The following is an 11,785-nucleotide window of genomic DNA, read 5'->3' on the forward strand; positions in this document are numbered from 1 at the left end:
CTCTCGTGGAGTTGAGATCGGCCCGAAGCGGCCGGTCGCCCCTCGGCGCGCTCTTCTCGTAGCTGCCGCTCAGGCATTGCGCAGCGACGGCGCAAGGCAGCCCAAAGAGAACCTCCGCGCTGATCGCGGCGCAATCCTGACTCAATCGGTCGCGGCGCGGCCAAAGAGAATGCGGAACCGGGTGGGCTGGCCGGTGCAGAGCGTGATCCCGGCGCGATGGGCAGACAGCAGGTTGCGCACGACCGCAAGGCCCATGCCGGTGCCGCCCGACGCCCGACGCGTGGTGAAAAAAGGCTCGAACACCCGCGCTTCGTTGCCCTTCGAGATGCCGCAGCCATCGTCAGAAATATCGAGAGACACGCCCTCTGGCGACTGGGCGGCCTCGATCCGCACCCGCCCCGCTCCGTGTTCGGCGGCATTACGCAGCATCTGCGCCAGTACGATCGCCATGCCTTCGGTCGCGATCGGCAGGGCCAAGGTGTCGCCGGTGGCCGTGATCTCCAACGCCGGGTAATCCGCTTGCAGCGCGGGCAGCAGATCGGCCAACCGCGATTGGCCCAGATGGCGCAGTTCACGCGCTTGCGCGGCAAGGCGCAGCGCGGCCAGTTGCGCCTCGATCTGCGCCCTTGCGCCATCAATCTCGGCCAGCAACCTGGCATCTTCGGGCGTCAGGGCGCCACCGTCCTGCATCAGTTCCGACGCCGCCCGGATCGCCGCAACGGGGGTTTTCAGTTCATGCGTGACATGGTCGGTAAAGGCGCGGATCGTCGCCTCGCGGTCACGCGCCGCCTCGGCCATGGCGATCACCCGCACCGCTGTCGCAGCAGTCTCGCGCGTGCCGAAATGTTCCGGCCGGCGAGCATCGGCGCCGCTTTCCTGCGCCCTTGCATAGCCTTCGAGCGCGCGGATCGGTCGCAACAGGAGCCGCAAGAGCAGCCAGCCCAGCCCCGCGGTCGCAGCGGTTATCGTCAGCCCCAGCCCCGCCGCCGTCACCTTGAACCCGATGACTGGCCCCAGATAGCGCAGCGTTACCAGTCCGATGAATGACAGTGCCAACGTACCCGTCAGCGCTCCGCCCAGCACGAAGGCCAGCGAAGGCCGCCAGCGCCGGATCATGTGCAGGCGCCCAGTCGCATGCCCTGCCCATGCACCGTCTCAATGGCGCCGTCGCAGCCCGCCTCGGAGAGTTTGCGGCGCAGGTTGCGCAGGTGGCTGTCGAAGGTGCGGTCCGAAACCGCGCTTTGCGCTCCCCAAAGCGCCGCAATCAGCACGGGCCGCGGGACGAGCCGGTCCGGCTCGGCCAAAAGCCGCGCTAGGATGTCGAATTCGGTCGCAGTCAGCGCCTGATCCACCCCCGCGACCCGGCAGACCCGCGCCCGCAGATCGAGCGTGATCTTGCCGTGGGCAAGCGTTTCCGGGCTGGACGCCCACCCCGCGCGCTTGAGGATCGCGCGCACCCGCGCCACCAGTTCGCGTGGCGAAAACGGTTTCGTCACATAGTCGTCCGCACCCAGTTCCAGCCCGACGATGCGGTCGATCTCGTCGTCGCGCGCGGTCAGGAACAGGATCGGCACGTCGGATGTGGCGCGCAGGCGACGGCAGACCTCGAACCCGTCCAGCTCCGGCAGGCCGATGTCGAGCACGATCAGATCGGGCGCCTCCCGACGGGCATGGATCAACGCGCTGGTACCCTCGGCGGCGGTCAGCGTGGCAAAGCCCGCCCGTTCCAGCGCGATCCGCAACAGATCGCGCAGGCGCGGGTCGTCATCGACGATCAGGATCTTCATCGCGTCCGCTCCGGTATCTTCATTGCGGAACTGTAGCGGGCGACGCGCCATGAACGGAACCCCCATTCCCGCCAACCGGGGGTTTGGGGCGGAAACCAGATCGCGCAGGGGCGGGGCTCAATCCGCAGCCCGGAGGTCGCCCGCATGGCATCCAGAAACGCGCCATGCGCCATCGGCCCGAGCGAACAGATATAGTCGGTATCGGGGTTGGCCCGGGCCAGGTTCTGCGCCGCGATGATCTGCGCGAAATTGACGAAGGCGCAGAGATAGAGTGTGCCAAGGCCAAGCGCCGCACAGCGGATCAAAAGCCACGCGGCATTGCGCCCGCGCAGGAGTTGCACCGCGACAAGGCCAAGCCCGATCGCCACAAGACCCATCCAGATTAGGGCGTAGAGCCGCAGATAGGTCAGCCCGTAGGTGTCGATGTAATGCTCCAGTCGCATCATCGCTGCGCCGCACAGCACCATGTTTTGCGCCAGCCACACCAGCAGAAGCGGTCGGATCGCCCGATGTTCGTGCAGGAACGGCCGCGCCGACAGCGCAAACGCCCCCGCCAGCAGCGCGGTCGCCAAAAGCGGATAGGCGCCGCGATGGGCGTATTCGGCCAGGCTCATCCCCTCGGGCAGGGTGGCGCCAAAGACGAGGATCGACAGGTCGGTGAGCGATTGCATCGCGATCAGCGCGTTGAAAAGGACAAGCGCGCGCAGCACCGAGCGCGGGTTGAGGCCAAGGCGGGCGGCCCGGGGCAAGGCGATGGGCGAGAGCGACGCCAGGGCGGGCAAGTCGGGCGACAGCAGGGGAGCGACAAACAGTGCCGCCGCGCCCCAGAACGCCGCGCGCGAAAGCGCCGACCAAAGGTCGAGGTCAAGCGCCAGTACCTGTGCCAGAACCGGGTTCGCCTGCATCAGAAGTCCCAAAAACACGAGGCTTCCGGCCAGCGGAAAGGCCCAGTCGCGCAGGGCCTTGCGCGCGCTGCGGCTGGCGTGAGAAGGGCGAGTGATCTGCGCCAACACGCCCGCGTGCAGTGAAAGTGGCGCCAGCCAGTACCCGGGCAGACGACCCAGCCAGGCCGCCGTCTGCGCCAGCATCTCGGTCTTCCCGGCCTCGGGGCGGCGCAGCCAGACCAGCGCCAACGCCAGCCCTAGGCCCAGAAAGGCCAGCGAGAGCGCCTGCAGATGCTCGACTACCGGCAGCGCCGTAAGCACAAGCAGCACCACCGGCCGAGCGGACTGCCGCCAGCTCCCGGCCGCGGCCACGCCAAGGATCGCAAGTGCGAAGAGTGCCAAGGACAGACCGGGGGCGTGATGCCAAAATAACAGATCCGCCAGCGCGACCAAACCCGTCAGCCCCGCCCAATGCGGGCCTCTGGTGGTCCGCGCCTCGCCCTGCGGCACACCGGGCGGGCCGGAGACCGGCGCATCAAGCCACCAGCCGTCACGCGCAAGGGACCGGGGCAGTCCGGGGATAAGTAGGGGCTGTGTCATGATCTGGCTCCGCAAACTGTTTTGCGAGACCTTGCGTCGGCCCGTGTGCAGTTGCCGCGCGCAGTTTGTGCAGATGTCGTGCAGAGCGACCGAAGCTGCGCACCGGAGTGCGGCCATTCGCTGACGATTAAGCCGCCCTCGCTTCAGGTGTCTTGAATGGCCATTCCGGTGATGTTGCGCCCCGACACTTCGATTACGGCGCAAGGCAGGTCAGAGCCGCGATTTGTTGATGGTGCGTGGCACGACTGCCTGCGCGAGATGTCTGTTTCCTGCGCGTCGCATTGCGCCAGATGGAGCCCGCTAACGTCGGCTATCGCCGATTGCCGCGGGTGCGATGCCGCAACCTCACGGGCCGCTTCCCGCCCATTCCGGCCTAAGGAAAAGGTCAAACGAAACAGCGCCCCCTCGGCGCTCTTCGCCAGCGCGATATCGGTGTGATGGGCCTGCAGGATGCTGCGCACCACCGTCAGGCCTATCCCGGTTCCGCCTTCTTCAGGGCGGTTGGTGAAGAAGGGATCGAACACCCTGGCCGCGTTTCCAGGTGGCACCCCGCAACCGTTGTCGTGAACGGTGAGGGTGCGAGCCTTGTCGGCGTCGCTTGCCCGCAACGTTCCGGTATCGGCACCATACTCTGCCGCATTGCGCAGCACATGGCCAAGGATGATCCGCAGCCCCTCTGACGCAAGGGGGATTTCGATGGCCATCCCACCGGCAACCGGCCTCAGGCCCGGCCAGTCGGCGTTCAGTGCGGGCATGCGCTGCGATGGCCTGCCTCGTCCCAGGTCGCGCGTCTCGCGCGCCCTTGCCGCATCGCGCAGGGCAGAAATCTGGGCTTCAAGTTGCGCTCCGGCACTGGCGAGCTGCGCGAACGGCGCGGTCCTCTGGCGCCAGCACGGGACTGTCGTCCAGCAACTCCGCGCCCGCCCGGATCGCGGCGGCCGGGTTGCGCTGCTCATGCGTCACGTGATCGGTGAAGGTCCGGATCGCATCGTCAGAACGTCGGCTTTGCCAGCATCAGCGAAAGGATTGCCAGCACCGCCGCAAAGGCCGGAAAGCCGAAGGCGAACCACCAGCGATAAAGCCGATGGTAGGCCTCAGGCAGAGGTCCGCCCTGTGCGGCGGCAAGGCGGGCCATGTCGCGCAGCCGGATCTGCATCCAGACCACGGGCAGCCAGAACAGCCCCACGAAGACATAAAGGGCCAGCGACAGCGCCACCCAGCCGGACAGCAGCGGCCAGCCTGTCTCGCGCGCCAGCAGATAGCCGGTGATCGGCTGAAGGATGGCGGCGGTCGCGGTGAACACCGTATCGGCCAGAACCACGATACCCGCGACATGGGCGATCAGTCGCGGATCGCCCGATCGGTTCGAGATGACCATGAAGAAGGCGATGCCCGCCCCCGTGCCCAGAAGCACTGTTGCGCCGATCACATGCAGGACGCGCAGGATCTCGTAAGTCATCGCTCCTCCAGCCCCAGCGCGACCATGGCCGCCAGCACCATGCCGGGGATGACCTTGATCATCGGCCCCAGCGGATCCAGCCAGAGATCCGGGGCCAGCACCAGACTGCCAAGAAGGTAGGCTGCCGACAGCCCGATCATCCCCAGGGCCGCCATCCTTGCGCGGGGGCGCCAGAGGATCGCCAGCCCCAGCAGGATATCGGCCAGCGCCCCGCCAAACACCGTCGGTGCCGCGATCCAGGCCGGAATGCCGCGCCCGCCAAGGACCGCCATGGCGCGCGCCGGGTCGATCAGGGTGATCGCCCCCGAGGCACACCAGAACAGCGCCAGCGTCGCAATGGCCAGAGGCAGCAGGAAATAGGACCGTGCGAACAGCCTTTCCTGACGGGTTGCAGGCAGGCTTTCCAGTGTCGCCGACAAAGACCGGCAAGGCCGGCCCCCCGCTTCCAGCCAGGCAGTCGGATCGCCCCGGATCCCGTCCGACAGCGCTTGCAGGGCGCTGCTGCGCAGCGGCGAGCGCCAGCCCAGATGCCCAAGACCATCGGCGCCCCGCCCGATCAGACGCAGCAATGCATCGGGAAAGGCCGGGCGAAAGCGCGGCGCGGGGAAACCTTGCCAATGCCTGACACAGTCAACCAGTGTCGCAAAGCTTTGCGCCCCCGGCTCGGTCAGGTCGGCGACAAGGCCCGAGGGCACCTGACCCTTTGCAGCCACGACGACCGCCCCGGCCAGGTCGTCGACATGAACGGTCTGCACCCGCGCCTCTGGCAGGACGCGCGGCAGGATCAGGGGCAGCGCGGCCACGCCACGCAACAGCGCCGTGCCGCCATAGGCCTCGGGCGAAAGCACCAGCACCGGCCGAAGGATCACCCAGTTCCGCGCCCCCGCGGCAAGGATCGCATCGCCACGGGCCTTCGATCGGAAGAATTCCGTCGATGCCGCAGGCTCCGCCCCCGCCGCCGAGATCTGCACGATGCGCAGCGGTAGACCCCTTGTCGCCTCGACCAGCCGGGACAACAGCGTGACGTGAACAGCCTCCAGATTGTCGCGCGCCCCGTCCTGCAACGCACCTGCGGCATTCACGACAACATCCGCATCGGCAAGCAGCGCTTGCCATTCTGCAACGTCAATTGCGCGAATGTCGCGGATCACCCAGGTCGCATCCGGGCTGGAAGCAAGTGCCACGGCGCGCGACCGCCCGATGCCGGTAACGGCAAAGCCCTCGGCGGTCAGCGCGCGCATGCAGGCCGCCCCGATCAGCCCATATCCCCCCAGCACGACAGCCTTGCGCATCCTGTCCCGTTCCCGTGCCTGACCAGATACTTGTTACCGGGTTTGCCAAGGGCCCGACAGGGGCGCGCGCAAGGCTTGCAGTGCAAAACGGGTCAGTTGCGCTTGTGATCAAGCCCTCCGGCGCAGTGTTGCACCTTGCCTGGATCGCGGCGATCCGGCATGCGCCCCTGGGCGCCGAGCGGGACGGCTTGGCGGCTCAGCCAGATTGCGCCTGCCCCCAAGGGTCAGCGGATCAGTGCCCTGCAGCCCTCACCGACCAGCTGTGACCGGGTTCGCCGGCGCGCGGGGCTTCCTTCTGCGCGGCGCCAATCCCAGCCGCGACCGACCATACCCGCCTTGCGCGCCGGCCGGCCTGTGGAGCGCAGTACAGCGAGATGGTGTAGCTCAGATCGGCTGTCCCTTGCCGGACGGCCAGCCTGCCGGCGGCCACATCGGCCTCGACCAGCGATTCAGGCAACACCCCGCGCCCCGTTCCCGCAATGCATTGCGCCCTTATGTCGGCAGCCATGCCATGGGGAACCTCAGAGGTTACCGGAAGCGCCATGCGGCAGGCCGTCCAGATCTGTCCGATATAGGTCTGCGGATGCGAGACATGCAGCGGCATGTGCCTGTCCTGCGCATCGGGCGGCTCAACGATCACCAGCCTGTCGGCGGCGATATCGGCAGGCAGGAACACCCGGAACGCCGCGTCGATCGGAACGCGCGGATGTCGTGTCACCAGCGCAAGGTCGACTTCAGATCGCGTCAACATGCGCGCCGCCATGTCGTGATTGGCGATCCGGGGGGCGAAATGCATGCCCGACAGGCGCTGCGCCAGCCAGGCCTTGAAATCCGGGAAGATCGCCACCGTCGCGCTGTGCGGCATGACGATGGGGATCCCGCCTTCGCTTGGGCTCCAGGGCGACGAGCCGCCTTTGAAATGGTCGATCTCGGACAGGATCAGGCGGGCTTTCGGAACGAAATCCTCGCCGGCGGCGGTAAGCGAAACCGGCCGGACGCGCCGGTTGATCAAGATCCGGCCAAGATAGTCCTCAAGCAGGCGCAGGCGCTTGCTCAGGTTGGACTGGGTGGTGTTCCGCCGCTCGGCCGCAAGCGTCAGGTTCAGCGTCTCGGCGACGCAAAGGAAATCCCGCAAATGATCAATGTTCATGGGCCCCCCTTGCAGCCCTGCCGAACGAAAGCCAACAGGCCCGCCGCGTCATGGCCGTGTCAGTTCACCGTCCCCATCCGGCGGGAACAGCGCCCGCATCGCCCCGTCCCGGGCAATCGCACCCGGCGCGCCATCCGGGCGTTCGCTGAACCGGATCAGCCGCGCAAAGACGATCCGTTCCGATCCCTTTTCCGCCCAGCCGACATACCAGCCAAAGGGTTGGCCTTTCAGCAGCGCGCCGTCGGGACCGAACGGCAGTCCGGCACCCGTCTTGCCATAGATATGCCAGCCGCCGGCCCGTTCGCCTTGGTCCAGAAGGTCTTTCGTATGCGCGACCGCCGCGGCCGAGACGGGCAGCCTGCCCTCGATCATCCGGGTCAGGAAGCCGACCTGTTCGATGGGCGCGATCTGCAGGGACGAACTCAGCCAGGCCTGCGTCAGGCCGTTCCCTTTGCCCTTGTCTCCCGAAACGTCCCTATTGCCATAATCGAAGGCATCGACATAGGCCGCGAAACGCGCCATCCCGAGCTGCTCGGTGGCGCGCTGCGAATACCAGACCACGGAATCGCGCATCCAGCTTTCCGGGGTCGTCGCCCGCTTCCATCGCGGGTTCCAGTCGGCATAGCCTTCCTTGAACGGCCATTCCGGCGCGTCCGGTGCGGTGAAGATCCCGGCATCGAACGCCATCAGACTGATCGCCACCTTGAACGTCGATGCCGAGGATATCCGCTCGTCGCAAGCCCCCTCGTGGATCAGCGGAACCGATACAGCGGGGTTCACCGCGATCATGCAGACCACCTGCTCTTCGGCCAGCGCGGCGGGGGGAAGTGCCAGACCGGCCAGGGCCGCGGCGAGGATCGTCTTGCGCATGAGGGGTCCTTCCTGCCTTCTTGCCTGCCCGCCAGATACGGCCGCATGGGTCGGAAAGTCCAAGTCATCTTCCGACTTCTCGCGCGGCAATCCGGCATGATCGGCATGTCAGGACGCCCAGCGCGCCCCGCAAGCCCGGCAGATTTGCCGAACGCGCAAAAATACCTGGCCAGACCAGCGGTTTCAGGACCACGTCGCCGCGGCGGGCTCCCGCACCATTGCATCAGCCGCCGCAGCCGCCACAGGGCACGGGACCAAGGCCCTTTGCCGGCAGATGCGGCGGCAGGGGGCGGGTCGGACCGGCGCCCCCGCCCCCCGCCGTTTTCGATTGCCCCGGGGTGGATATCGCGTAGGGTCTGCCCCCTGAAAGGCCTCCGCAGGAGCAAGGGACGCGGCATGGATCCATATGACAGCCGCGCGGCCATCAGCGCCTTCCTGTTCAAGAAATGCCGGCCGGAACCTGTGGATCTGGCCTTTGTCCTGTGTAGCCCCTCGATCAGCAGCCTTCAGCCGGCCATCGCGCTTTACAAATCGGGGCTGGCCCCAAAACTGCTGATCTCGGGCGCGGGCACGGCCGTCAGCGGGTCGGTGGAATGGGCCTATTACCGCGATCACGCCCTGGCCTCGGGCGTGCCGGAAAGCGCGCTGCTGCTGGAAAAGGCCGCCCGCAATACCGCCGAGAACGCGGCCTTCGGCGCGGCGCTGATCGAGAAGGAACTGGGCTGGGCGCAGGTCCGCCGTCTTGCTGTCTGCGCCAAACCCTTTCACATGCGCCGCGCGATCATGACCCTGCGCCGCCATGTCCCGGCCGATGTGCGGCTGGTGGCCCAGCCCCCGGACGACCCCGGCGATCTGTCGGCCGACAGCTGGTGGCAGACCGCGCAGGGCCGGCAGCGCATCTTCGCCGAACTGGGCAAGATCAGCGAATATGCCCTGAAAGGGGATCTGGGCGATGTCTGACCGGGCCCGGCTGCACCTGATCGGCGTGGGGGGAAGCGGCATGCTGCCGCTGGCGCTGCTGCTGCGGCAGGCGGGCCATATCGTCACCGGCAGCGACGACCTTTGCGCGCCGGCACGTCTTGCCCTGCTGCGGGATCAGGGCGTCACGGTCCTGTCGGGCGCCGATCCGGCGCTTGCGCGGGCGGCGGACTGTGTGGTGGCAAGCCCGGCCATCCCCGAGACCCATGTGGAACGGCGCGCGGCGCGGCGTGCCGGCATATCGGTCAAGACCCGCGCCCGGATGCTGGCCGAGCTGATCGCCGACCGACCGGCGATCTGCGTGGCGGGCAGCCATGGCAAATCGACGGTCACGGCGATGCTGATCCACATCCTGCGCGCGGCAGGCCAGGCTGCAGGACAGACTGCCGGACAGGCTGCGGGACAGGACGATTTCGGCTATATGCTGGGCGCCTCGTTTGCCGATCCCGGCCTGGCCCCCGCGCGGCTGGGCGCGCCGGGCGCGCCCTTCGTCACCGAAGCCTGCGAAGCCCATGGCGCCCTGGCCCAGTGGCGGCCCGCGCATGTCGTGCTGACCAATGTCGATGACGATCACGCCGATCATTATGGCGGGCCGGCCGCGCTGCGGCGCGCCTTTGCCGATCTTCTGTCGCGCCTGCGGCCAAAGGGGCGGGCCGTGGCCTGCGGGGATGACCCGCAGGTCATCGCGGCGCTGCGGCAGGCGGGCTGTGCGGCCCTGACCTATGGCCTTGGCGAGACGGCGGCGTTGCGCGCGGTTCCGGATCGGGCGGGGGGCGCCAGCGTCTTCCTGAACGGGGCCAGGCTGGGGGCGCTGGCTCTGGCCGTTCCGGGGCGCCACAACCTGCTGAATGCGCTGGCGGCGCTTGGAATGGCGCTTGGCCTTGGCATCGGGTTCCAGACCGCGGCGGGCGCGCTGGCCGGTTTTCCCGGCATCGCGCGGCGGTTGCAGCGCCTTGCCCCGGACAGCCAGCCACGGATCTTCGACGACTTCGCCCATCACCCGACCGAGATCGCAGCCGCAATCGCCGTTCTGCGCGAGACGACGCAGGGCCGGCTGATCGCCGTGCTAGAGCCGCAATTGCACAGCCGCGTCACGCGCATGGCCCAGCGCTTCGCCCAGGCCCTGTCGGCCGCGGACCGCAGCTATATCCTGCCGGTCGCGGCTCTGGGCGAGGCGGGAAATGGCGATGCCGCGCTGGCCCAGGCCTGCCGGGCCGAGGGGCTGTCCTGCCAGCCCGTCTCGGGCCTGTCCGAGCTGCTGGCGCGGCTGCGCCAGGATCTGCAGGGCGACGATACGCTTGTCGTCATGGCAGGCGCCAGCGGTGCGCCGATCGCGCCCTGGCTTGCCCAGGCGCTGACGCGCCCGCCTGCGCCCCTTCCGCCAGCCCCGCCTGCCCCCGCGCCAAACCTGATGATCGGGGCGCAGCGCCCCCTGCCGCCCGATCTGCTGGCCCTTGTCGCCGGCCATGCCGAACGCCAGCCCATGGCAACCGCCGTCGAAATGGGGCACCGCCGGCTCAGCTATGCCGATCTGGTCCTGAGAAGCGATGACCTTTCCGCCGCCCTTGCCGCCGCCGGCGTCAGGGCCGGCGACAGCGTCGGCGTCTGCCTTGGCCGCTCGGTGGACCGGGTCACCGCCTTCCTTGCCATCCTGCATCTGGGCGCCGTCTTCGTGCCGCTTGACCCCGCGCTGCCCGAACAAAGGCTGCGCCACATGCTGACGACCGCGGGCGTGCGACGGGTTGTGGTGAATGCCGCAAGCCCGGCCCTGCCCGAGATCGGCCTTGGTTTCGTGAATTGCGGCCAGCTGCCGGATCGGGGCGAAAGGCCCATGCCCGATTGGCGCGCCCTGACAAGGGCCGCGGAGGCCACGGCCTATATGATCTTCACCTCGGGCACGACCGGACAGCCGAAGGCGGTCGAGATCGCGCGCGGGGGGCTTGCCAATTACGCGGCGGCGGCCTGCCGCCACTTCCAGATCGGCCCCGGCGCCCGCGTCTCGCAGATCAGCGGCTTCGGCTTTGATGTCTCGATCGGCGACATGGCCATGGCGCTGGCCGCCGGGGCCAGTCTTGTCTATCCCTCGGATGTGCAGGCGATCCCCGGCCCGCCCGTCGGCCGCTTCATCGCGCAGGCGCGGCTGACGCATCTTTCGCTGACGCCCTCGGCCCTGGCGATCCTGCCGCAGGCCGAGCATCCGCATCTGACCCATGTGATCGTTGCAGGCGAAGCCTGCCCGCCCGCGCTGGTCGAACGCTGGGGAAAGGGCCGCATCTTCATCAACGCCTATGGGCCGACCGAGGCCACGGTCGAAGCGCTGTTCGCCATCTGCACCCCGGGCCAGCCCGTCGCCATCGGGCGGCCGATCGACAATATGGGCGCCTGCCTGATGACCGAGACGCTGGCGCTGGCCGCACCCGGACAGGAGGGCGAGCTGTGCCTGTTCGGGCCCGGCCTTGCCCGGGGCTATCGGCACCAGCCCGACCTGACCGCGCAGCGCTTTCCGGTGGTCGACCTTCCCGGCCGGGGCCCGACCCGGATCTATCGCACCGGCGACCGGGCCCGACCCGGCGCCGATGGCGCCTTCCTGTTTCTGGGCCGGCTGGACAGCCAGCTGAAGGTGAACGGCTATAGAATCGAGCCGGACGAGGTCGAGGCGGCGCTGTGCTGCCTGCCCGAGGTGATCGACGCGGCAGTGTCGGGCCTGGCCGCGCCGCCTTCCGCCGATCGCCTGATCGCCCATGTGGTGATCAGGCCCGGCGCGC

10 protein-coding genes are annotated in these 11,785 nt (G+C 68.3%); 2 read left to right on the forward strand and 8 right to left on the reverse strand.

Going from position 1 to position 11,785, the window contains the following annotated elements; translation table 11 throughout:
• Window positions 1–141 precede the first annotated feature (141 nt).
• The 8 genes from K1Y73_RS06400 to blaOXA all read right to left on the reverse strand — a co-directional run bounded on the left by K1Y73_RS06400 (window position 142) and on the right by blaOXA (window position 8,042).
• Window positions 142–1,116, reverse strand: a complete 975-nt coding sequence (locus K1Y73_RS06400) for a sensor histidine kinase (RefSeq protein WP_225027294.1) — start codon at window positions 1,114–1,116, stop codon at window positions 142–144.
• Entirely contained in the window at window positions 1,113–1,787 is a 675-nt protein-coding gene (locus tag K1Y73_RS06405; RefSeq protein ID WP_225027295.1) for a response regulator transcription factor, read from the reverse strand. Before K1Y73_RS06405 ends, K1Y73_RS06400 begins: the two co-directional genes overlap by 4 nt.
• Window positions 1,784–3,271: a DUF4153 domain-containing protein gene (locus K1Y73_RS06410; protein WP_225027296.1), complete on the reverse strand. Its 1,488-nt coding sequence runs from the start codon at window positions 3,269–3,271 to the stop codon at window positions 1,784–1,786. The genes K1Y73_RS06405 and K1Y73_RS06410 overlap by 4 nt, the downstream gene beginning before the upstream one ends.
• A gap of 143 nt (window positions 3,272–3,414) precedes the next feature.
• The gene (locus tag K1Y73_RS06415) at window positions 3,415–4,026 is read right to left on the reverse strand and encodes an ATP-binding protein (protein ID WP_225027297.1); all 612 of its coding nucleotides are present in this window, start codon (window positions 4,024–4,026) and stop codon (window positions 3,415–3,417) included.
• A 236-nt stretch (window positions 4,027–4,262) separates the two neighbouring features.
• On the reverse strand, window positions 4,263–4,730 hold the full coding sequence (locus tag K1Y73_RS06420; protein ID WP_225027298.1) for a DUF2269 family protein: 468 nt from the start codon (window positions 4,728–4,730) through the stop codon (window positions 4,263–4,265).
• Window positions 4,727–6,022, reverse strand: coding sequence for an SDR family oxidoreductase (locus K1Y73_RS06425; protein WP_225027300.1), 1,296 nt, complete (start codon window positions 6,020–6,022; stop codon window positions 4,727–4,729). Before K1Y73_RS06425 ends, K1Y73_RS06420 begins: the two co-directional genes overlap by 4 nt.
• 232 nt (window positions 6,023–6,254) lie before the next feature.
• Window positions 6,255–7,172 (reverse strand): LysR family transcriptional regulator, encoded by a 918-nt coding sequence (locus tag K1Y73_RS06430; protein WP_225027302.1) that lies wholly within the window; start codon window positions 7,170–7,172, stop codon window positions 6,255–6,257.
• Between the two features lie 48 nt (window positions 7,173–7,220).
• Window positions 7,221–8,042 (reverse strand): class D beta-lactamase, encoded by an 822-nt coding sequence (gene blaOXA / locus K1Y73_RS06435; protein ID WP_225027304.1) that lies wholly within the window; start codon window positions 8,040–8,042, stop codon window positions 7,221–7,223.
• 396 nt (window positions 8,043–8,438) lie between these two features.
• On the opposite strand from blaOXA, the gene K1Y73_RS06440 reads away from it, so the two are divergent.
• Together K1Y73_RS06440 and K1Y73_RS06445 are read left to right on the forward strand one after the other, a co-directional pair.
• On the forward strand, window positions 8,439–9,002 hold the full coding sequence (locus K1Y73_RS06440) for a YdcF family protein (RefSeq protein ID WP_225027305.1): 564 nt from the start codon (window positions 8,439–8,441) through the stop codon (window positions 9,000–9,002).
• Window positions 8,995–11,785: amino acid adenylation domain-containing protein (locus K1Y73_RS06445; protein ID WP_225027306.1), on the forward strand; the 2,791-nt coding region annotated here is incomplete at its 3' end. The genes K1Y73_RS06440 and K1Y73_RS06445, both read left to right, overlap by 8 nt.

Origin of the sequence: Xinfangfangia pollutisoli, from assembly GCF_020179405.1 — a bacterium.
Lineage (GTDB): Bacteria > Pseudomonadota > Alphaproteobacteria > Rhodobacterales > Rhodobacteraceae > Pseudogemmobacter > Pseudogemmobacter pollutisoli.